General features: G+C 64.6%; 14 protein-coding genes. 6 read left to right on the top strand and 8 right to left on the bottom strand.

Annotation, left to right across the window (positions count from 1 at the left end; translation table 11 throughout):
- Positions 1–51: 51 nt before the first annotated feature.
- Positions 52–969, top strand: coding sequence for a LysR family transcriptional regulator (locus ASG84_RS01475; RefSeq protein ID WP_057475503.1), 918 nt, complete (start codon positions 52–54; stop codon positions 967–969).
- Here the strand turns inward: ASG84_RS01475 and ASG84_RS01470 are convergent.
- A complete protein-coding gene (locus ASG84_RS01470) occupies positions 945–1,913 on the bottom strand; it encodes an MsnO8 family LLM class oxidoreductase (RefSeq protein WP_200936488.1) in 969 nt (322 codons plus the stop codon). The genes ASG84_RS01475 and ASG84_RS01470 overlap by 25 nt on opposite strands.
- A 40-nt stretch (positions 1,914–1,953) precedes the next feature.
- On the opposite strand from ASG84_RS01470, the gene ASG84_RS01465 reads away from it, so the two are divergent.
- The gene (locus ASG84_RS01465) at positions 1,954–2,601 is read left to right on the top strand and encodes a type 1 glutamine amidotransferase (protein ID WP_057475253.1); all 648 of its coding nucleotides are present in this window, start codon (positions 1,954–1,956) and stop codon (positions 2,599–2,601) included.
- Between the two features lie 39 nt (positions 2,602–2,640).
- Entirely contained in the window at positions 2,641–3,015 is a 375-nt protein-coding gene (locus ASG84_RS01460) for a VOC family protein (protein ID WP_057475252.1), read from the top strand.
- On the opposite strand, the gene ASG84_RS01455 is transcribed toward ASG84_RS01460, so the two are convergent.
- Positions 3,012–3,947, bottom strand: a complete 936-nt coding sequence (locus tag ASG84_RS01455) for an endonuclease/exonuclease/phosphatase family protein (RefSeq protein WP_057475251.1) — start codon at positions 3,945–3,947, stop codon at positions 3,012–3,014. The genes ASG84_RS01460 and ASG84_RS01455 overlap by 4 nt on opposite strands.
- A gap of 133 nt (positions 3,948–4,080) precedes the next feature.
- Here ASG84_RS01455 and ASG84_RS01450 point away from each other — a divergent pair, with 133 nt between their 5' ends.
- Positions 4,081–5,721 (top strand): GMC oxidoreductase, encoded by a 1,641-nt coding sequence (locus ASG84_RS01450; protein ID WP_057475502.1) that lies wholly within the window; start codon positions 4,081–4,083, stop codon positions 5,719–5,721.
- A gap of 10 nt (positions 5,722–5,731) precedes the next feature.
- Here ASG84_RS01450 and ASG84_RS01445 read toward each other — a convergent pair whose 3' ends face one another.
- Entirely contained in the window at positions 5,732–7,345 is a 1,614-nt protein-coding gene (locus tag ASG84_RS01445) for an alkaline phosphatase D family protein (RefSeq protein WP_057475250.1), read from the bottom strand.
- Between the two features lie 121 nt (positions 7,346–7,466).
- On the opposite strand from ASG84_RS01445, the gene ASG84_RS01440 reads away from it, so the two are divergent.
- Positions 7,467–7,889 carry a VOC family protein gene (locus tag ASG84_RS01440; RefSeq protein WP_057475249.1) on the top strand — a complete coding sequence of 141 codons (423 nt, stop codon included), beginning with the start codon at positions 7,467–7,469 and terminating at the stop codon, positions 7,887–7,889.
- A gap of 34 nt (positions 7,890–7,923) precedes the next feature.
- Here ASG84_RS01440 and ASG84_RS01435 read toward each other — a convergent pair whose 3' ends face one another.
- The 3 genes from ASG84_RS01435 to rpoB form a co-directional block, all read right to left on the bottom strand.
- Complete coding sequence (locus ASG84_RS01435) at positions 7,924–8,334, bottom strand: VOC family protein (protein ID WP_235581486.1); 411 nt, start codon at positions 8,332–8,334, stop codon at positions 7,924–7,926.
- A 159-nt stretch (positions 8,335–8,493) separates the two neighbouring features.
- A complete protein-coding gene (locus ASG84_RS01430; protein ID WP_057475247.1) occupies positions 8,494–12,450 on the bottom strand; it encodes a DNA-directed RNA polymerase subunit beta' in 3,957 nt (1,318 codons plus the stop codon).
- A gap of 96 nt (positions 12,451–12,546) precedes the next feature.
- Complete coding sequence (gene rpoB / locus ASG84_RS01425) at positions 12,547–16,053, bottom strand: DNA-directed RNA polymerase subunit beta (protein ID WP_032399433.1); 3,507 nt, start codon at positions 16,051–16,053, stop codon at positions 12,547–12,549.
- Positions 16,054–16,709: 656 nt separating this feature from the next.
- Here rpoB and ASG84_RS01420 point away from each other — a divergent pair.
- Positions 16,710–18,881: an MMPL family transporter gene (locus ASG84_RS01420; RefSeq protein ID WP_235581485.1), complete on the top strand. Its 2,172-nt coding sequence runs from the start codon at positions 16,710–16,712 to the stop codon at positions 18,879–18,881.
- Here ASG84_RS01420 and ASG84_RS01415 read toward each other — a convergent pair.
- Both ASG84_RS01415 and ASG84_RS27315 read right to left on the bottom strand, forming a co-directional pair.
- A complete protein-coding gene (locus tag ASG84_RS01415) occupies positions 18,875–21,451 on the bottom strand; it encodes an aminotransferase class III-fold pyridoxal phosphate-dependent enzyme (protein WP_057475501.1) in 2,577 nt (858 codons plus the stop codon). The genes ASG84_RS01420 and ASG84_RS01415 overlap by 7 nt on opposite strands.
- 214 nt (positions 21,452–21,665) lie before the next feature.
- On the bottom strand, positions 21,666–22,640 hold the full coding sequence (locus ASG84_RS27315; RefSeq protein WP_156399337.1) for a hypothetical protein: 975 nt from the start codon (positions 22,638–22,640) through the stop codon (positions 21,666–21,668).
- Between the last annotated feature and the right edge of the window lie 53 nt (positions 22,641–22,693).

The raw sequence follows: 22,693 nt of genomic DNA, 5'->3' as shown, positions 1-22,693 counted from the left end.
CGCGAAAGTTGGAATAGTATCCATGAGTAGAACTCATGGATGGAGATGCACGTGGAACTGCGGCAGCTGAAGTACTTCCTTGCTGTCGGGGAGGAACTGAACTTCTCGCGCGCTGCCGAGCGCTGCTACGTCTCACAATCGGCGATCAGTCTGCAGATCGGCAAGCTGGAGCGAGAGATCGGCGAGCCGCTGTTCGAGCGAACCTCACGGACCGTCCGATTGACCGTTGTGGGAGCACAATTGGTATCCATCGCGCGGCACATGGTGGAGCTCGAGCAAGCCGCCCTGGCACTGACGGCGCGCCGCCGAAACCAACTGCGCCTCACCGGAAACATGACCTTCGCCGCGAACGCCATCGCGGCCATCGTCTCGGTACGCGAACGCCATCCCGACGCCGAGATCGACTTCGTGTTGAAACGATTCGCAGAACAGATCGAAGCGGTGACGTCCGGGGACTGCCAGGTGGCGCTTATTCGCGGCAGCGTCGAACGTTCGGGACTGCACGTCACCGAACTGTGGACCGAGGACCTCGTCGTCGCGCTCGCCGAGGGCCATCCGCTGGCCGGCGTGGACAACCCGAGCCTGAGTCAACTGGCCGACTACCCGCTGCTGCTGCCCAAACGCAGCGAACAGATCCTGCTGCACCGGGTGATCGAACGCGAGATGAAGCGCAGCGGGCTTCCACTCACCTTCGGGCCGCCGGTCGCGTCCGATCACACCGCCAGCGCCGAACTACTCAACCACCCGCAATGCTGGACGATTCTGTACGCCAGCACCGCCGACAGCACCCCCAAGACCGGTCTCGTCTTCCGCACCGAGGCCGACCGAAGACTGCAACTACCGGTCTCGGCCGTGGTCGACGCCACCGTGCCCGTCACCGATATTCAACGCGACCTCGTGGCAGCCCTGGCGGCAACAGCACCTGTTCAACCCACGGCACCGGTTCAACCAACGGTACCGGCAAGCTGAGCGAAAGCGGCGTCTGCGTCGAACAACTCGGCACGATCGAACGTCGATGTCGACGCCATGATCTCGCGTGCGCCGGTGCGACCGATCAACTCCTCCAGTCGCGGACGCACCTGACCGAGGGTGCCGAGAACAGTCGATGCGAGCGAGGTCTCGATGCGCTCCCGCGTCCGCGGCGTCCACCGGGAATCGTCGACGGCCGACGCCGGTTCCAACGCTGGGAACTCACCCTCCCGCCGCGACCTCGCCATCGCCCAAGCCTCCGGCAGCGCAAGCCTGCGCGCATCGGCGGTATCGGCTGCGATTGTCACGTCGAGCGAGATGATCACGTGTGGTTCAGGATTGGACTCAGTGGGCCGAAAACTCCTGCGGTACATTGCCAATGGGTCGGGCTGCTGAATCACCGGTCCACCCACGACCACCGGAAGCCCGGCGCGGGCAGCGACCTCGAGGCCCGCACCGGTCGCGAGAACGAACACCGGCGGAGGCGTGGTGACAGGGCGCGCCGTCACCGGTGCCGAGCCGTCCAGATACGAACGCAACTCGGCGATGTCGGCCTCGAACGTATCGGGCGCATCACGGTCTCGTCGGAGCGCGGCCCGTACCGGCTCGGTGAATCCGAGGGAGCGGCCGACCCCGAGATCGATCCGGCCGGGAAAAAGGGACTCCAACATCAGGAATTGTTCGGCCACGATCAGCGGCTGATGGTTGGGCAACATCACGCCGCCGGATCCGACACGGATGTGCGAGGTGCGCGACGCCACTGCCGCGGCCAGTACCGCCGGAGCGCCCGACGCGATGCCGGGTACGCCGTGATGCTCGGCCACCCAGAACCGATGCAGTCCTATCTTCTCCGCGTGCACCGCCCTGTCGACGGTGTGACGCAGCGCGGAGGCGTCGTCCATACCGGATCGAGTGCGGGATCTGTCGAGAAGCGAAAGCAACACAGCTAGGACAACCGCCGGGGCGTCGGGCATATTTCTGGGTATGAGTTGGTGGGTGGTGAAGCACGTCGATGCCGAAGGGCCGGCGCTGATCGGGACGATCATGACCGAGCGCGGAATCGAGTACACGGTGGTCTCGGCGGCAAGTGGGGACCCGTTGCCCCCAGCCGACGCGGTGACGGGGTTGGTCGTGTTGGGCGGGCCGATGGATGCGTGGGGCGATGTCGCTCACCCTCACATGCAGGCCGAACGAGAATTGATTGCCGAGTGTCTAGGGCGTGACATTCCCGTGCTCGGAGTGTGCCTCGGTGCTCAATTGCTCGCGGCATCGCAGGGATGTGCGGTGTATCGAGGGCCGGTTGCGGAGTTGGGTGCCGGTGAGGTGATTGCGACCGAGGCCGGCGAACCGGTCTTCGGACCGGATCGAATCCTGGTCGTTCATTGGCACACCGATACGTTCGACCTGCCTGCGGGGGCGGTGCTCCTGGCGAGCTCGAATCTCTACCGGAATCAGGCGTTCCGCTTCGGCAGCGGTCTCGGTCTGCAGTTCCATGTCGAGCTCACACCGGCGCAGCAGCCGATGCTCGACGCGCACATGCCTGCGGGAACAGCGCCGAGCGCACAGGTTCTGGCCGGAGTCGCCGAGGACGGTCGAAAAATTCTCGAAACGTTCTTCGACGAAGCCTCATAGCGGACCGAATGTGTCCGCGATGGCGGTCATCATTGCGTCATGAACCTCACCATGAAGATCGAACTCGTCACCCTGGCCGTCACCGACGTCGACCGCGCCAAAGATTTCTACGTCTCGATCGGTTTCAACGCCGACCACGACGCTCGGCCTTGGGAAGGGATGCGGTACGTCCAGCTCACTCCCCCGGGATCGGCGTGTTCCATCGCGATCGGCGAAAACATCACCGACGCCGAACCGGGCAAGGGAGCAGGAATCCTGATGGTCGTCGACAACGTCCAGGAGGCCTACGAACACCTCACCGCAGCCGGTCTGACCATCGATCCGCCCAAGGACGAGGGCTGGGGCACCTTCGTGTACTTCGCCGACCCCGACGGCAACACGTGGTCGGTGCAGCAGTTGCCGGCCCGGTCCTAAACCGGCCGAAACGCCAGCCTGGCAACGATGCCGCGGTGGTCGGAGCCTGGAACGGTCACCGCTTCCACCGATCGAACCGCCATGTCCGCCACCAGAACATGGTCGATGGCAATGACCGGCGGGTGCCAGGTGTGCGCCGGGTACGTCCTGAGCATGCCTGCTCCGGTCGCCACCGCCGCGTCGACGAATCGGTCGTCCTGCAGATCGCGATAACGCCGATGATCCTGCGTCGCATTGAAATCGCCCGCCACCACCACGGGTCCGTCCTCTGCGGGGATCTTGGCCAACAGTTGTCGTAGTAGCCCGAGCTCGCGGACCCACTCGGACGGTTCCCGCGGCCACGGCGGCACCGGGTGCACCGCGAACACGAGCGGCCGGCCCGGCATGTCCACCCGCGCAGAGAGCAGCTCGGTCACGAAGCCGTCGTGGCGCTGTTCGTCGACAAGCGGGAACCGGCTGTAGATGCCGGTTCCTTCGCCGCCAGGAGCGGCACCGACGTACGCGTGCGGCAACGAGCCGGACAGTCTGGGCCGCAGCCGGGCGTCGGCCTCGGGCGTCAACTCGACGAGAGTGAGCACGTCGGGTCGGTGCTGCTCGACCAGCGCGACCAACCCGTCGAGATCGGCCTGACCAAGCCAGATGTTGGCGTGCAGCACTGTCAGAGTCGGTGCCTTGGCCGTCGTCCGGGAGCGGTGCCTGTGTAGAGGAAGCTGGGTCGCGGCAGCCCCTGCCAGTACCGCGGTGCCCGCTGCCAGCCCCCACCAACCGAATGCCACGGCCGCGAGAAGAGCGCCGGGCACAGCAGCGAGCATGAGGACATGTGCCAACGCGGCGGCCACGAGCATCCCCTGCCCCCGCGAGTCACGGAGGTGCGCCACGATGCCGACCACCGCTGCGACGAGCAACAACAGAGCCACCGAAGCCGAAACCATGAGCGGAAGTCTGACAGGCAAACCTGAGGCCGAGCTGGGAAGCATCCTCGAGACCGACCGAACTGTTCGCTTTCTCGCGGCAAACACGACACAATCGACAACGCTGTCCGTGAGTCAAGTAGGGGGACTTTCCGTGAACCGAAGGCAATTGCTGCGGCTGGCCGCTGCCGGAATGCTCGGCGCTGCCGCCGCTCCGGTCCTGAGCTCCGCCGGCATGCCGGGTTCCGCCCCCGCCGGTGCCCTCCCCCTCGGTGCCGACCGAATTCGATCGCTCGTCCCCGAACTGTTCGCCGACCCACCGCGCCCGCCGGACCACTCGTCCGTCATCGTGGTCGGCTCCGGATTCGGCGCCAGCGCTGCCGCCCTGCGTATGGCCCAGGCCGGCACCCAGGTGACCGTGCTCGAGCGCGGGCTGCGCTGGCCGCGCGACCCCTGGCGCGAGATCTTCACCGCCGACATGACCGCCGACGGACGCGGCCTGTGGCAACAAACGTCGTTCACCAACATCACCGGGCTCCCGGTGGGACCGGTCGATCTCTTCGGCGGAGTCCTCGACACCACCCGCTACGAGAACCTCTCGGTCTGGCGCGGAGCGGCCGTCGGCGGCGGCTCCGTGGTCTACACCGGCGTCACCATCGCACCGAACAAGAAATTCTTCGACCTCTCGTTCGGCGGGCGTCTGAACTACGACGAGATGGCCGCCAGCTGGTACCCCAAGGCCCGGTCGATGCTTCGGCCGTCGACGATGCCCGAGGACGTGTACAACAGCCCGAACTTCGCGCACTCGCGCACCTGGGACGACCACGCCCGACGGGCAGGATTCACGCCGGAAGCGGTGGACGGCAACTGGAACTGGAACGTCGTGCGCGACGAGATCGCCGGCCGCTCCCGACCGTCCGCGACCGTCGGTGCCAGCACATTCGGCAACTCCAACGGTGCCAAGCACGACCTGACGCAGAACTACATTCCCCAAGCCGAAGCCACCGGTAACGCAACGGTGTGTCACAGCCACCGCGTCGCCGCGATCGGCAGCGAATCCGGCGGCCGCTACCGCGTCGAGATCGAACGCCTCGACCCGTTCGGCAACGTCGTCGAGACTCGCACCGTCACCTGCGACACCCTCGTCCTCGGGGCCGGATCCATCGGTACCACCGAATTGCTGATGCGCGCCCGCACCACCGGAGCGCTGGGAAACCTCAACGAGTTCGTCGGCACCGGTTGGGGTACCAACGGCGACGCCTCGATGACGCGGTCGCTCGGCCCGATGTCTGCCGGCCCTCAAGGAGCGCCGTGCGCATCCCGCATAACCGACGACTCCGGCCTGCCACTGACCGTCGAAAACTGGTATGTGCCAGGCGTTCCCGTGAACCTCGGGTTCCTCGGCTCACTCGGCATGACCATCGACCCACTGCGGGGAAACTTCGGATTCGATTCCGCCACAAACAGATTGACCCTGAACTGGCCCAAGGGCGGCAGCCGCGACACCGTGGAAGCCCTACGCGCAGTGCAGAATCGGATGGCGCAGGCCGGCGGTACCATCGTCGCTGCCGAACCGTTCACCCGCGATGTCGACGACACCTTCACCGCCCACCCCCTCGGCGGCGCGGTACTGGGCGACGCCACCGACAACTACGGCCGCGTGAAGGGTCACCCCGGCCTCTACGTTGTCGACGGTGCGCTGATCCCGGGAAGCACCGGTGCCGCCAACCCATCACTGACGATCACCGCGCTGGCCGAACGCAACGTCGCCCAGATCATCGCCGACGGGCGCTGAGACACGGGCGCTAGCTCAGCTGGATTTCGGGTCGACCTTCGGGGACCGTCACCGTTGCTGCGGTTCGCACCGACGCGCCCGGGGTGGACACACGATCGAGAACCCTTACCTCCGAACGCCATTCGGTGGGCGTAAGGGTGCTGCGAAGATAGCCGCGACGAGCGTTGCCGTACTTCACATGCGGCGAACCGTCGGCGATGGCAGCTCCGGCGGAATCGACATCGGCACCGTCCTTGCCCGACGCGATGGACGTGGTTGCGATCTCGACACCCTGGATGGGCGACACCTGATCCTGGTAATCGCGGCGCAATTCCGAGACGATCGTGCGGTGAATGTCGCCGACGATCGACGCCACGTTCTTCGTACCGCGATCCCGGGCACCGTCCAGGATTCGATGCCGCGAGGCCTCGTACCCGCTCCACGGATCCATGCCGACCTTGCGGTCGTTACCCTGCCCCCGAGCGAGATCTGCGATGACCGTCTGGTGCGCCAGGAAGTTCCACCTCGACGGTGATGCGAAACCATCGAGAATCCACTGTTCCTGTGCCGCACCGGTTATGGTGCGCGACGGATCGGCCGTCTCGGCGTCCTGCGCGTGCTCGCCGTCGCCGTGCGCCTGATCGCTGCGGTACTGCCGAGTGTCCAGTACCGAGAAATCCACCAGATCGCCGAACGAGAACCGGCGATAGACCTTCATGTCCGGGCCCGCGGGCTTCAGATTCGCGCGCACCGGAGTGTTCTCCCACCACGCCTTGAAGGCATCGGCTCTGCGCAGCAGGAACTGCGTCGGATCGTCGTTGTCCTGGCTGATCTGTGACGCCCAGTTGTTGTCCACCTCGTGGTCGTCGAACGTCGAGACAAACGGTGCCGACGCATGCGCGGCAGCCAGGTTCTGGTCTGCCTTGTACATCGCGTATCGATCGCGATAGTCGCTGAGCACCATCGTTTCTCGGGCCGCCGACTCGGTTCGCGGCTCACCCTTTCGGGCGCCCTCGTCCTTGATCGCATATTCGTAGATGTAGTCGCCCAGAAAGAACACCACGTCGAGATTCGAGGCCGCCAGGTCCCCGTACGCGCCGAAGAACCCGTCCTCCCACTTCTGGCACGACGCCCAGGCGAAGTCGAGTTTGCTCAGCGGCTGACCCGATGCCGGTGCCGTTTTGGTACGGCCGACCGGGCTGGCGTGTGGGCCGACGAGGAACCGATAGAAGTATTCTCGTGCCGGTTCCAGCCCGCGGACGTCGACGTGAATGGACCATCCGTCGAATTCGGTGGCGAGCTCGATGCCCTGCGCGACGATGCGGCCGAACTTGTCGTCGGCTGCGATCTGCCACTGCACCGGCACGACGCCCGGAGTCATCCCGCCCAGCGGCGCAAAAGGATCGGTGGCGAGCCTGGTCCACAGCACCACCGAATCGGGCAACGGATCACCCGAAGCCACGCCGAGGCGGAAGGGGTAGTCGGGGGTCACGACGGACTGTGCGTGCGCCGTGGTTCCCGCGAGTTCAGGAGTGAAGGCGATCGCCCCGACCAACGCACTCCACGTCAGAAACTGTCGGCGCGTGGCCCCCGCCCGCAAGGAAATGTCCTGCCCGATCCGAATGTCTTTACCCCGTCTCACCATTGGTCGAGACTCTCGCGCCCCGGCAAACTGCGCCCGTCATCGATTCGACGGCAAAGTGAACACGACGGATCCATTCGATTCAGGACCGAAAATGTCCTCGACATCGATGAGACTGGCCCGCATGACGAACCCAGACCGCACCGGCTCCCAAATCGACCACCTCAACATCGGCGTTGCCGATCTCGCCGCCAGCGCCGAGTTCTACGGCGCTGCACTCGCGCCGCTCGGGATCACCGAGATCATGCGGGTACCGCACACCCCCGAGGCACACCAGCTCGCGTTGATCGCCTTCGGTTGGGCGGAGGTGAAGCCCTTCTTCTGGATCGTCGACGCACCGGGTTCGGCCATCGGCCCGCATACGCATCTCGCCTTCAGCGCCCCGGACCGCGCCACCGTCGACGCCTTCCACACCGCAGCACTGTCGGCAGGAGCTGTCGAACTCCGGGCACCGGGACTACAGCCGGAATACCACGCGACGTACTACGGATCTTTCGTGCGGGACCTCAACGGCATCGACCTCGAGGCTGTCTGTCACCACGGATGAACCATCTCCGAAGCAGCCCAGCGCAGCATCCGGATCAGGCCTGAACGACCCAGATCGAATTGCCGTCGGGATCCCGTAGCGCGAACATCGGCGGGACGCCGTCCACCTCTTCCATGAAGTCGTCCAGATCGACGCCGCCGAGAGCGCTGAGCCGCGCATGCTCGGCCGCGACATCGGCCGTCTCGACGCCGATGGAGCCGCCACCGGGTGTGCCTCCCATCGGCGGGTTCAGGGCGAGCCGCGCCGTCGAACCGGGAGGTGCCACCTCCAACCAGCGATACTCATTTTCGGGACCGAACCGCAGATCGCCGCGAATCTCGAACCCGAGCGTGCGGGAGTAGAAGTCGAGGGCTGCGTCCTGATCGGTGACGGTGAACATGGCCACGCCGATATTCACGATGGTGCTGGGTGCCTGGTTGGTCATGTCGGTACCGACTCGCGTCACGCGGAAAACTCACCGCTGCCCGGATACAACCTCACTACCGGATACAACAAAGCCCCGCGCCGACCGAAGTCGATGCGGGGCTTTGTCTGCGGGCTCTGTCGTCGTGAACGGAAATTCGTAGCGGGCTACGAATTTCTATGCACGTGCGACGAAGTCGCTCTAGCGGTATTCGTTGGAGAAACCGTAGTCGTCGAGCGGCACTGCAGCACCGGTTCCCTGGCCGAAGCCGTCCGGGCTGTAGTACTGATCGTCGTACGACGGCACCGCGTATGCCGCGGCACGCGCCTCTTCGGTCGGCTGCACCGTGATGTTCCGGTACCGGTTGATGCCGGTACCAGCCGGGATGAGCTTACCGATGATGACGTTCTCCTTGAGACCTATGAGCTTGTCCGAACGGCAGTTGATAGCCGCATCGGTGAGCACACGAGTGGTCTCCTGGAAGGACGCTGCCGACAGCCACGAGTCGGTGGCCAGCGACGCCTTGGTGATACCCATCAGGACCGGACGTCCGGCTGCGGGCTCGCCACCCTCGGAGACGACGCGACGGTTGCTCGACTCGAATTCGCTGCGCTCGGTGAGTGAACCGGGCAGGAATTCAGTGGAGCCGCTGTCGATGATCGTCACGCGACGGAGCATCTGACGCACGATCGTCTCGATGTGCTTGTCGTGAATCGACACACCCTGCGACCGGTACACCTCCTGGACCTCGTTGACGAGGTGGATCTGCACCTGGCGAGGACCCATCACACGCAGCACCTCGTGCGGATCGGCAGCACCTTCCATGAGCTGCTGGCCGACCTCGACGTGGTCACCGTCCGCCAACAGGCGCTCGGTGCCGTCGTCGTGCTTGAAGACGCGCAGACGCTGACGCTTGGAGAGCTTGTCGTAGACAACCTCTTCGCCGCCGTCGTCCGGGACGATGGTGATCTTGTAGAAACGATCGCCGTCCTCGAGCTGGATGCGTCCCGACACGTCCGCGATCGGAGCCTTGCCCTTCGGCACACGTGCCTCGAACAGCTCCTGCACGCGAGGCAGACCACCGGTGATGTCATCTCCGGCGACACCACCCTGGTGGAAGGTACGCATGGTCAGCTGGGTTCCGGGCTCACCGATGGACTGTGCGGCAACGATACCGACGGCCTCACCGATGTCGACCAGCTTGCCGGTGGCCATCGAACGGCCGTAGCAGGTGGCGCAGACGCCGGTGCCGGTGGTGCAGGTGAGCACCGAGCGAACCTTGACCGACGTGATGCCCGCAGCGAGCAGCGCGTCGATGGCCGGGTCACCGAGATCGTGTCCACGAGCGACGATGACCGTGCCGTTCTCGTCGGCAGCGTCGTTCGCCAACGTGCGGGCGTACGTGCTGGTCTCGACGTGAGCGTCGCGGATCATCTTGCCGTCGGCGGTCTTCTCGGCGATCGTCGTGACGATGCCGCGCTCGGTGCCACAGTCGGTTTCCCGAACGATGACATCCTGCGAGACGTCGACCAGACGACGCGTCAGGTAGCCCGAGTCGGCGGTACGAAGCGCCGTGTCGGCCAGACCCTTACGAGCACCGTGCGTGTTGATGAAGTACTCGAGGACCGTCAGGCCTTCCTTGAAGGAAGACTTGATCGGACGCGGGATGAACTCACCCTTCGGGTTCGTCACCAAGCCCTTCATGCCGGCGAGCGAGCGAACCTGAGTCATGTTTCCGGCTGCGCCGGACTTCACGATCATCGGGATCGGGTTGTCGTCGGGGAAGTGGGCCTCCATGGCCTTACCGACCTGCTCGGTCGCGTCCTGCCAGATCTTGACCAGTGCGGAGTTGCGCTCGACCTTGTCGAGTGCGCCACGCTGGTACTTCTTCTCGATCTGATCGGCCTGAGCCTCGAAGGTCTCCATGATCTGCGGCTTCTCCGGCGGCACGAGGACGTCGGAGATCGAGATGGTGACACCCGAACGCGTGGCCCAGTAGAAGCCTGCGTCCTTGAGCTTGTCGACGGTCTGAGCGACGACGATCATCGGGTAACGCTCGGCGAGATCGTTGATGATGGTCGACTGACGCTTCTTCGGCATCTGCTCGTTGACGAACGGGTAGTCCGCCGGAAGCAGCTCGTTGAAGAGCACGCGTCCCAGAGTGGTCTCCGCGGTCCATGCCTCGCCGCGGTTCCAGCCCTCGGGGAACAGCTCGTTCTCGATGTCACGCGGCGGGCGCTGCGTGGTGAGACGAACCCGAATCTGCGACTGCACCGTGAGCGATCCACGATCGACGGCCATCTGAGCCTCGGCCGGGGAGGAGTACGCCCCGAACTCGGCCTGGTCGGTCGATGCGTCGACGCGCTCGCCGACAGCACCGGCGTCCAGACGCGTCAGGTGGTACAGACCCGTCACCATGTCCAGACGCGGCATGGCGAGCGGACGGCCCGATGCCGGCGAGAGGATGTTGTTCGAGGACAGCATCAGCACGCGTGCCTCGGCCTGAGCCTCGGCGGACAGCGGAAGGTGGACAGCCATCTGGTCACCGTCGAAGTCGGCGTTGAACGCCTCACACACGAGCGGGTGCAGCTGGATGGCCTTGCCCTCGACGAGCTGCGGCTCGAACGCCTGGATGCCCAACCGGTGCAGGGTGGGTGCACGGTTCAGCAGCACGGGGTGCTCGGCGATGACCTCTTCGAGAACGTCCCACACCTGCGGACGCTGACGCTCGACCATGCGCTTGGCCGACTTGATGTTCTGCGCGTGGTTCAGATCCACCAGACGCTTCATCACGAACGGCTTGAACAGCTCGAGAGCCATCAGCTTCGGCAGACCACACTGGTGCAGCTTGAGCTGCGGGCCGACGACGATGACCGAACGGCCCGAGTAGTCGACGCGCTTGCCGAGGAGGTTCTGACGGAATCGACCCTGCTTGCCCTTGAGCAAGTCGGAGAGCGACTTCAGCGGACGGTTACCCGGTCCGGTGACCGGACGTCCACGACGGCCGTTGTCGAACAGGGCGTCGACAGACTCCTGCAGCATCCGCTTCTCGTTGTTGACGATGATCTCGGGAGCACCGAGGTCGATCAGACGCTTGAGGCGGTTGTTGCGGTTGATGACGCGGCGGTACAGATCGTTGAGGTCGGACGTCGCGAAACGGCCACCGTCGAGCTGCACCATCGGACGAAGCTCCGGTGGGATGACCGGGACAGCGTCCAGGACCATGCCCATCGGCGAGTTACGGCCGGCCTGGAATGCAGCGACGACCTTGAGACGCTTGAGCGCGCGCAGCTTCTTCTGACCCTTGCCACTGCGAATGGTCTCGCGAAGAGACTCCGCCTCGGCATCGATGTCGAAGGTCTGCATGAGCTTCTGGATCGACTCGGCACCCATGGCACCGGTGAAGTACTCGCCGTACCGGTCGATGAGCTCGCGGTAGATGAGCTCGTCGACGATGAGCTGCTTGGGAGCAAGCTTGGTGAACGTCGTCCAGATCTCTTCGAGACGATCGAGCTCGCGCTGCGCGCGGTCACGGAGCTGACGCATCTCGCGCTCGCCGCCGTCCTTGACCTTGCGACGCACGTCGGACTTGGCACCCTCGGCTTCGAGCTCGGCGATGTCGGCTTCGAGCTTCTGCGCACGAGCCTCGAGATCGGCGTCGCGCTGATCTGCGACGGCCTTCTTCTCGACCTCCATCTCGGCCTCGAGCGTCGAGAGCTCGTTGTGACGGAGCTCGTCGTCGACCGTGGTGATGACGTAGGCAGCGAAGTAGATGATCTTCTCGAGATCCTTCGGAGCCAGGTCGAGCAGGTAGCCCAGACGTGACGGCACACCCTTGAAGTACCAGATGTGCGTGACCGGAGCGGCCAGTTCGATGTGGCCCATGCGCTCACGACGCACCTTGGCGCGAGTGACCTCGACGCCACAGCGCTCACAGATGATGCCCTTGAAGCGGACGCGCTTGTACTTGCCGCAGTAGCACTCCCAGTCCCGAGTGGGGCCGAAGATCTTCTCGCAGAAGAGGCCGTCCTTCTCGGGCTTGAGCGTGCGGTAGTTGATGGTCTCCGGCTTCTTGACCTCGCCGTAGGACCACTGACGGATGTCGTCTGCAGTGGCAAGGCCAATGCGGAGTTCATCGAAGAAGTTGACGTCGAGCACGTAACTTCCTTTCCCCGTTATGGGTGTTGTGCTGGAAGAGCAAATGAGAAGAACGCCTGCCGGATCCGCACTACGCGGATCCGGCAGACCACTGAACTACTGAGCGAGGTCGTCGACCGTTGCAGCTTCGTTGCGGGAGAGGTTGATTCCCAGGTTCGCTGCGGCACGCTCGAGGTCTTCGTCGTCACCGTCGGCCATCGTGATGGCAGCGCCGTCCGAGGACAGCACCTCCACGTTGAGGCACAGCGACTGAAGCTCCTTGAGGAGCACCTTGAAGGACTCGGGGATACCGGGCTCGGGAATGTTCTCGCCCTTGACGATCGCTTCGTACACCTTCACGCGGCCGACAACGTCGTCCGACTTGATGGTGAGAAGCTCCTGCAGCGTGTACGCGGCGCCGTAGGCCTGCATGGCCCAGCACTCCATCTCACCGAAGCGCTGTCCACCGAACTGGGCCTTACCACCGAGGGGCTGCTGCGTGATCATCGAGTACGGCCCGGTCGAACGAGCGTGGATCTTGTCGTCGACCAAGTGGTGCAGCTTGATGATGTACATGTAGCCCACCGACACCGGGTACGGGAACGGTTCGCCGGAGCGGCCGTCGAACAACGTGGCCTTTCCGTCGGATCCGACCATCTGCTCGCCGTCGCGGTTGGGAATCGTGCTCTCCAGCAGGCCGGCGAGCTGATTCTCCTTGGCACCGTCGAATACCGGGGTGGCGATGTTGCTGTCGGCCGGAGCCGCCAACATCTCCTCGGGCAGACGCTCGGCCCAATCGGGCTTCGTGCCGTCCGCGGCGATCTGCACGTTCCAACCGGTCTTGCCGATCCAACCCAGGTGGGTTTCGAGGACCTGACCGATGTTCATACGACGCGGAACACCGTGGGTGTTGAGGATGATGTCGATCGGGGTGCCGTCGGGCAGGAACGGCATGTCCTCCTGCGGGAGGATCTTGCCGATGACGCCCTTGTTGCCGTGACGGCCGGCGAGCTTGTCGCCGTCCTGGATCTTGCGCTTCTGAGCCACGTAGACGCGGACCAGCTCGTTGACGCCGGGAGGCAGATCGTCGTCGTCGTCGCGCGAGAAGACGCGGATGCCGATGACCTTTCCGTTCTCGCCGTGCGGAACCTTGAGCGAGGTGTCGCGAACTTCGCGAGCCTTCTCACCGAAGATGGCGCGCAGCAGGCGCTCCTCGGGGGTCAGCTCGGTCTCGCCCTTCGGCGTGACCTTTCCGACCAGCACGTCGCCGTCACGAACCTCGGCACCGATACGGATGATGCCGCGCTCGTCGAGGTCTGCGAGGACCTCGTCGGAGACGTTCGGGATGTCGCGAGTGATCTCTTCGGCACCGAGCTTGGTGTCGCGAGCGTCGATCTCGTGCTCCTCGATGTGAATCGAGGTGAGAACGTCCTCTTCCACGAGGCGCTGCGACAGGATGATCGCGTCCTCGTAGTTGTGGCCTTCCCACGGCATGATCGCCAGCAACAGGTTCTTGCCGAGTGCCATCTCACCGTTCTCGGTGCAGGGGCCGTCGGCGAGGACCTGGCCGGACTCCACGCGCTGTCCCTCGTCCACGATCGGACGCTGGTTGGCGCACGTGCCCTGGTTGGAACGCGCGAACTTACGCATCCGGTAGGTCTTGCGCGATCCGTCGTCGGCCATGACCGTGACGTAATCGGCGGAGACCTCTTCGACGACACCGGTCTTCTCGGTGATGACGACGTCACCGGCGTCGACAGCGGCACGCAACTCCATACCGGTACCGACGATCGGAGCCTCGCTGCGAACCAGCGGGACAGCCTGACGCTGCATGTTCGCGCCCATCAGGGCACGGTTGGCATCGTCGTGCTCGAGGAACGGAATCATCGCGGTGGCGACGGACACCATCTGGCGAGGCGAGACGTCCATGTAGTCGATGTCGTCGGACGAGACGAACTCGACCTCTCCACCCTTACGACGGACGAGGATCTTGTCCTCGATGAAGTGACCCGAATCGTCGACCGGAGAGTTCGCCTGCGCGAGCGTGTGGCGATCCTCCTCGTCGGCGGTCAGGTAATCGACATCGTCGGTCACCTTGCCGTCGACGACCTTGCGGTACGGGGTCTCGATGAAGCCGAACGGGTTGACGCGTGCGTACACCGACAGCGATCCGATCAGGCCGATGTTCGGGCCTTCCGGGGTCTCGATGGGGCACATGCGGCCGTAGTGCGAGGGGTGCACGTCGCGGACCTCGAGGCCGGCGCGCTCACGAGAGAGACCGCCGGGTCCCAGTGCCGACAGGCGACGCTTGTGCGTCAGACCCGACAGCGGGTTGTTCTGGTCCATGAACTGCGAGAGCTGGGAGGTTCCGAAGAACTCCTTGATCGCAGCGACGACGGGACGGATGTTGATCAGGGTCTGCGGCGTGATCGCCTCGACGTCCTGAGTCGTCATACGTTCGCGCACGACGCGCTCCATGCGGGACAGGCCCACGCGGATCTGGTTCTGGATGAGCTCGCCGACGGTACGCAGACGGCGGTTGCCGAAGTGGTCGATGTCGTCGACCTCGACGGGAACCTCGACGCCCTCGGGTGCGGTCATCGAGGTCTCACCTGCGTGCAGACGCACCAGGTACTCGATGGTCGCAACGATGTCTTCCTCGGTGAGGGTCGACGCCACGATCGGCTGGCCCGAGTTCAGGCCGAGCTTCTTGTTGATCTTGTAGCGACCCACGCGAGCGAGGTCGTAACGCTTGTCCTTGAAGAACAGGTTCTCCAGCAGGGTCTGCGCCGACTCCTTGGTCGGCGGCTCGCCCGGACGCAGCTTGCGGTAGATGTCGAGGAGAGCCTCGTCGGTACCGGCGGTGTTGTCCTTCTCCAGCGTGGCCATGAGGATCTCGGAGAAGCCGAAGCGCTCCGTGATCTGCTCGGTGGACCAGCCGAGAGCCTTCAGCAGCACCGTGACGGGCTGGCGACGCTTGCGGTCGATGCGGACACCGACGGTGTCGCGCTTGTCGACGTCGAACTCGAGCCAAGCACCACGGCCGGGGATGACCTTGACGCTGTGCAGGTCCTTCTCGGTGGTCTTGTCGATCGAATGATCGAAGTAGACGCCCGGAGAACGCACCAGCTGCGAGACGACGACACGCTCGGTGCCGTTGATGATGAAGGTGCCCTTGTCGGTCATCATCGGGAAATCACCCATGAAGACCGTCTGGCTCTTGATCTCGCCGGTGTTGTTGTTGATGAACTCGGCGGTGACGAACAGCGGAGCTGCGTACGTCATGTCCTTGTCCTTGCACTCATCGGTCGAGGCCTTGACCTCGTCGAATCGTGGGTCGGAGAAGGAAAGCGACATCGAGCCCGAGAAGTCCTCGATCGGAGAGAGCTCGGTCAGGATGTCCTCGAGTCCGCCGGAGACACCACTGTCTCCGCGGGCGGCGGCACGGTCGCGCCAACTCTGCGCACCTACCAGCCATTCGAACGAATCCGTCTGTACATCGAGGAGACCGGGTACCTCCAACGGCTCGCGAATGTTCGCGAACGAAACCCTCCTCGGGGCTCCCGGTGTTCCGACAACTGCCTTGGTCTGGCTAGAGACTGCCAAGATGCGTCCTTCCAGCACCTCACGCGGGTCGCGCCGTTCCGTCGACTGACAGGACCTGTCAGCTGACACGACATGGCGACCGCCGCTGTATCTGTTTGCTATATGTGGGGCGAATTTCGGCTGGTCGCAACCAGACCGAATCCCCATCACAGCGGCCCGAAAACGTGCTTTCGGGTAACAGCGATCGAGAGGTGGACAGGAGGCAGCCAGCGCAACGTCCAAAGGTACCCCAAATGTGCGCACAGCGCAACGGGGGCATCAAAAGTAGCACCCGAGGTCCGTTCGCGCGCCGAGTCGGCAGCAGCGTGTCGGCCTTCCTCGCCGAGGCCCGAACGAACAGCAACGGTGACAGAAGACTGTGGCTGACGACCGGCAACGGTCGGTCACCACGGGGGTGCTCCTTCACGACAAGAGTGACCCCTGCGCCTTCCTTCGTCAAGAGGTCCGCGGGAATCCGCTGCCGCTATGGCAATCGGCCGCCGCTTCTGATTGTATTTCTTCTGTCGCAACCGGGGGCGGCGTCGTTCTGTCATCGGACGTGCTGTGTGACAGATCTTCCTCTGTGCCACAGGCAGATTCACGGAGCACTCACATCACGTCTCGCGGGGGGACAACATGGTCACGGTGGTAAAAATCGGCGCTGCATGCAGGTGTCGAGCCCTCGGCAGCCTCGCGTGAGCAGGGGTTCGCCCGTCGTCGAGTTCGTCATCGCCCGTGCGCGCTGGGTCCTCGCTGCCGTGGTGGCAACCGTCCTGCTCGCCGGAACCTGGGGCCTGGGCGTCGTCGACGAACTCAGCCTCGGTGGCTACAGCGATCCCGGGAGCGAGTCGGCAAAAATCGACGGACTCGTCGAATCCCGTTTCGGTCGCGACGTTCCGGACATCGCGGTGATCTACACCCCGACGGACGGGCGGACTGTCGACGGGATCAGGGACGCGGTGGCGGCAAGCCTGGCCGGAATCGACGCGGGTGTACTGGCCCGCGACCCCGTCACCTACTGGACGGTGCCCGACGCCTTTGCTCCCGGACTTCGATCGTCGGACGGCAATTCTGCCCTCGCGGTGCTGACTCTGACCGGCGACGAGGATCGGCGCGTCAAGTCCTACCAGGACCTGCGTGAGAAGTTGACGATCGATGGCGCGGACGTGCAGCTCGGTGGATTCTCGGCCGTCTTCGACGCGTACAACGAGCAAGCGCGGGCAGATCTGGTGCGAGCCGAGATCATCACCTTCCCGATTCTGCTGGTCCTGCTCCTGATCGTGTTCGGCGGACTCGTCGCCGCAGGAACTCCGCTGGTGATCGGCGGACTGAGCGTGCTGGCCTCCCTGGCCGTGCTGCGAGCGGTGAACAGCGTCTCCGAGGTGTCGGTGTTCGCGACCAACATTGCATCCCTCGTCGGACTCGGAATGGCCGTCGACTACAGCCTGTTCGTGATCACGCGGTTTCGCGAGGAGCTGCGCAACGGGCACGGAACGGTGGATGCGGTACGCCGCACGATGTCCACCGCCGGCCGAACCGTGGCGTTCTCGGCATTGCTGTTGATCTGCGGATTCATCGGCATGCTCATCTTCCCGCAGGCAATGATTCGCTCACTGGGCATCGGCGGCATGGCAGCGGTGGCCGTCGCCGCCGTGATCTCGCTGACCGCGTTGCCCGCCGCACTCGCCCTCCTCGGCCCCCGCATCGATTCGCTGAGCTGGCGCACTGGTGCGATCGACCGCGGCGAGGCACGGGCGCAGAAGTTCTGGGGCACAGTCGCAGACCGCGTGATGCGCAGGCCCGTCCTCGTGGCCGTTGCCATCATCGGCGTGCTGGCCGTCCTCAGCGCACCCATCTCCGGAGTAGCTCTGGGCGACCTCGACCACACGGGCCTGCCGGCGGACTCACCCGCCCGGATCGCCACGCAGAAGCTGATCACCGAATTCACCCTCGCCAACAGCAGCGTCACCGTCGTCGTCGAATCGGTCAACGACGAACCGCCGAGCCCTGCCGCGGTCTCCGAAGTCACCGCTGCAGTCGGCCGCGTGGACGGAGTCACGGCCGCGTTTCCCAGTGGCAGCACCGACAATCTGACCGTGGTCGATGCCATCATGAACTCGGCCGATCGCACCCCCGCTGCACTCGCGACACTGGATGCGATTCGATCGATCCCCGCTCCTGCCGGGACCACGCTCGGCGTAGGCGGCAGCACCGCGCAGAGCGAGGACGGCATCGACGCGATCTACTCCACCATTCCCTGGATGTTGGCCATCATGGTGCTGGCCACATTCACGATGACGACACTGGCCTTTCGTTCGATCGTGCTCAGCCTCAAGGCAATTGCCATGGCGATGGTCAGCCTGGCGGCCACTTTCGGTGTGCTCACCTGGATCTTTCACGACGGCTACGGTGCCGGGCCGATCGGCGTCACTGCCGGCCCTCTACAGTCCACGATGAGCATCCTCGTCATGGCGGTGGTGTTCGGCCTGTCCACCGACTACGAGATCTTTCTGCTTTCACGCATCGTGGAGGCCCACGACAACGGAGCCGGCACCAGAGAGGCAGTCCGCCTCGGGGCCGCTCACACCGGACGCATCGTGACGGCCGCAGCGCTGCTGCTCATCACCGTCACCGCGTTCTTCTCGTTGTCCGAACTGTCGATGATGCGACTGGTGGGTATCGGCATCATCGTCGGTCTCGTCATCGACGCCACCATCGTGCGGATGATGCTCGTGCCCGCCCTCGTCGCGCTGATGGGAAACGCGAACTGGTGGCTGCATCCCACCCCGACACGACCGACTGGGACGGGGCGGGACGGGGCCGGGGTTCCCGAACTCCCGGGAACCCCGGCACCCGCCGACTACTGACTACCTTCGCGCCATCGAGTGGCCTCGGCGAGAGCGAACCCGTGAACGTCGGCCAGCTCGCCCAATCGTTCGACGCTGTCTCCGTCGAGACTCGTGCCGATGCTGCGGAGGTCGAACTCACCCGACAATGCGATCAGCATCGTCTCGGCCATGCAGGCATAGGTCAGTCCCGGAGCCAACCCGTAGGTCAACCCGAAATCCGAACCCGACGGCACCCTCACGATGCCGCCGTCGAACACCGTCACGTCCGGCCGCTCACCGCGCACATCGCGGCCGATATTCGGCGGCTGCGCAACATCGCAGACGATGGCACCCTCCATCAGATCGGTCGGATCGATCAGTGCGTGCGGTGCCGACGTGGCGGCAATGACGATCAGCGAATCATGCACCGCAGCAACGGGATCAGTGAAGAACTCGATATGCCGGGACCTGATCAGATCGTCCAGGTCGCCATTGACCTCGAGCGCAGCACCGGCGAGATCCCCCGAGCCGGATCCGCTCGTCGCGCTGGCCACCATCTCCTGGGCGGCCGCCCACAACTTCGGCGCGATGACCGAGCTCTCACCGCGTCGACCCACCAGAGCGATACTGCCGACCTCGCCCGCCAACTGCTTGCCGATCGTCCGCCCGATCGCCCCGGCAGCACCGAGAATCGTCACCCTGGCACGACCGACGTCGATTCCGCGTTCACGGCACACGCGTCGAACAGCCCGCAGACTCGCCGCAGCGGTGAACGTGTTGCCGGTGGTGATCGGCCGAGACGTGGCACCGAGACCCAACCCGTTCCCGGTGATCACCGATGAATAGCCGCCCAACCCGATCACCGTCGCACCGCGCGAGATCGCGAGTTCGACGGCACCGCCCACTACCCGCAGTGCCTGCTCGGTCGGCAGATGCAGCAATTGCTCCGACGTGTAGGGCAGCCCGATCAGGTCACCGTGAGCCGTCGCATCCCCTCCCCCGACGACCCGGCCACTGCCGATGACGAACGAGGCGGGGTCGAGCTCGGACGTCGATGCCGCGAACCGGCGTAGCAGATCCTGTCGTTCGGAATGATCGAACACGTCGAGCGCCGGATCGAAGGCGGCGAAGAACCCCAGATCCAGAGGGTGCGCGATGAACGCGAACCGTCGATCCGTCCGGCGTACAGCGATATCGGGGACGCGTCCCGGACACAGCGCGGTGAGTGAGGGCGGGGTGGCGACGGTCGGCCGACCCAACAGGTGCCCGAACAATCCATCCAAGTCCCCTACCGCCGCGTATCCCAGCGCCCGATCCAACGCGGCCACCACACGCGCGCACTGCGCCGCGGACACCGTCAGTGGCGGCTCGATCCGAATCACTCTGGTCCCGAACAGGGTCGGAGCAACTCGGATCCCTTCGACATTGAGCAGGTACGAGCAGATCACCGCAGTCATATTGTGTTGCTGGGCAATAGAACCCAGCAACGACTGACGCCCTACGAAGTTCACGTCCGCGGTCAGCTCGATTCCGAGCAACAAGCCGCGGCCGCGGACGTCGGTGACCACGGACGGATACTTCTCGGCCAACGCACCGAGACCCTTCGTCAACTGCCGACCGAGCACGGCCGCATTCGTCACCACCGCACAGTCGTCCCGGGTCAGCTCGTCGATGACTGCAATGCCCACCCGAGCCGCCAGCGCATTGCCCGCGAACGTCGACGTGTGGCGCAGTGCGAAGCTCTCGTCCACCAACTCCGGTCTGCACAACACCGCACCCACCGGAACGATGCCGCCACCGAGCGCCTTGGCCAGAGTCAGAATGTCGGGTACAACCCCCTCGTGGTCCGCTGCGAACATCCGCCCGGTCCGGCCGAGCCCGGTCTGTACCTCGTCGAACGCGAGGAGCACCCCGTGCCGATCACAGACATCCCGCACCCGACGCAGATAGCCGTCGGGCGGACACACCACTCCGCCCTCACCCTGAATCGGTTCCACGAGGAACACCGCATAATGGTCCGGTGCCGACGTGAGCGCCGCATCCAGAGCGTCCGCGTCACCGAAGGCAATGTGATCGAACCCGGCCACCGGGGCCCCGAATCCACTCTGGTACTTGACGTTTCCGGTCGCCGACAGCGCACCGAGCGTCTTGCCGTGGAAACTGTTGCCGGTGGTCAACACTCCCGATCGCCCGGTATGCGCACGCGCGAGCTTGAGCGCAATCTCGGTGGCCTCGGCACCGCTGTTGACGAACGTCGTTCGCGTCAACCCGTCGGGAGCGATGCTTCCCAACCGATCTGCCAGTTCACCTGCCGCCGTCAGCACCGAGGGCTGTACGAAAATTGCCTCTCCACTGCATCGAACATCGTTGATCGCCTGCCAGATCGGCGTGGGACCGTGACCGAACGGAAGGGCCCCGTACGCGCCGGCGAAATCGAGATAGCGTCGGCCCGTGGCGTCGAACAGGACGGTTCCGTCGCCGCGCACGTACTCGCGATCGAGATTCAGGGAAGACAACAATCGGTACAGTTCGGGATTGACGTTCTCGGCGAAGCCCGATCGACCGGACCTCGATTCCAGCATGGATAGATCGATAGTTGTGTCAGTCATGACCAGCATGCTCCGTTTTCATCGGATCCACCCCTGGCTGTCGAGCGTCGAAATGGTTGTCCCGAACAACCAGGGCTCGTCCCAAGCCAGGACGCAATCGCGATGGTAATCCGGTCCTTCGCTAACGACAGATCAGCGGCCGACGCACGAAAAAGCCCCGTCCGAGCAGGAGATCTGCGTCGAACGGGGCTTGTGCGGCGAAGGGGTGCCGTTACTACTGATCGTCGATTGCCGAGAGCTTCCAGGTGCCGTCGACCTTTTCCATGTTGACCGTCAACGGGCCCTCGGCACTACCCGATGCCACACCGTCCTGAGTGGCACTGATGTTCACGTTGGCGATCAACTCGGCCTTGTCGTCCTCGAGCCGCGAGACACCGATGTCGGTAACCATGGCTTCGGTTCCCGTCTTCGTTTGCACCACAGCGGATTTGGTGGTGTCCGCGGTGGAATTGAACTCATCGAGCATCGACTGATTGAGCACCGCACGGGCCGCATCGAAATCGGCATCGATCGTATCGGCCTTGTACGTGTACAGAGTCTGAAGCGCATCGGTCGCCGCTGAGGTGACTTCCTGGGTGGCTGCAGAATCCACCCAGGCAGCATTGTCGATGGTGGCGAACGGCTTGAACGCCGCAACGGCGGCAAAGGCACCGAGCACCACGGCGATGATCGCGACGACGATCACGTGCTTGTAGCCGATTCCCGACTTCGACGTCTCTCGCGAGGTGGACGCCTCGCGAGAGGTGACAGCCGAATCGGCTGCCGGATTCGCGTCCGAAGCCCCTACCGTCGCGGACACGGGCTTGGTGGCGGTCTTCTCGTTGGCGTCGGGCTCGGCGGTCTCGGGCTTGGTGGTCTCAGGCTTGGTGGTCTCGGGCTTGGTGGCAGCCTTGGCCAGTGACGGCTTCGAAGTCACGGAGTTGTCGGCCACGGGCTTGTCGGCCGCAGGCTCGTCCGCAACCGTTTCATCGGCCGCAGCCTTGTCGGCCGCAGTCTTGTCGACCGCAGTCTTGTCGACTGGAGGTGCGCTCGAGGCCGGCGTTGTGATCGCGGTCGTCTCGGCCACGTCCGAACCCTCCGCGGTGGTCGAATCCGCATCGGAGGCTGTGGGCTTACCGGTGCCGGCCACCTTGCGGCGCACCTTGCTGGTGGTGGTAGGTGGGACGATCTTGCGACGCTGGGGAGGCACTACAGAACTCCTTCGAAACTCACTGCACTGAAACGCACTGCACTACAGACGGA

This window comes from Rhodococcus sp. Leaf278 (genome assembly GCF_001426085.1).
Classification (GTDB): Bacteria; Actinomycetota; Actinomycetes; order Mycobacteriales; family Mycobacteriaceae; genus Rhodococcoides.
The sequence above is the reverse complement of the archived record's forward strand: the minus strand, read 5'-3'. Positions and strand labels throughout refer to the sequence as shown.

Excerpts from the sequence above, each read along its gene's own strand:
- ASG84_RS01455 (WP_057475251.1), bottom strand. The coding sequence starts at position 3,947 with ATGGTTTCGGCTTCGGTGGCTCTGTTGTTGCTCGTCGCAGCGGTGGTC.
- ASG84_RS01440 (WP_057475249.1), top strand. The coding sequence starts at position 7,467 with ATGACGAACCCAGACCGCACCGGCTCCCAAATCGACCACCTCAACATC.
- ASG84_RS01415 (WP_057475501.1), bottom strand. The coding sequence starts at position 21,451 with ATGACTGACACAACTATCGATCTATCCATGCTGGAATCGAGGTCCGGT.
- ASG84_RS01465 (WP_057475253.1), top strand. The coding sequence starts at position 1,954 with ATGAGTTGGTGGGTGGTGAAGCACGTCGATGCCGAAGGGCCGGCGCTG.
- ASG84_RS01445 (WP_057475250.1), bottom strand. The coding sequence starts at position 7,345 with ATGGTGAGACGGGGTAAAGACATTCGGATCGGGCAGGACATTTCCTTG.
- ASG84_RS01460 (WP_057475252.1), top strand. The coding sequence starts at position 2,641 with ATGAACCTCACCATGAAGATCGAACTCGTCACCCTGGCCGTCACCGAC.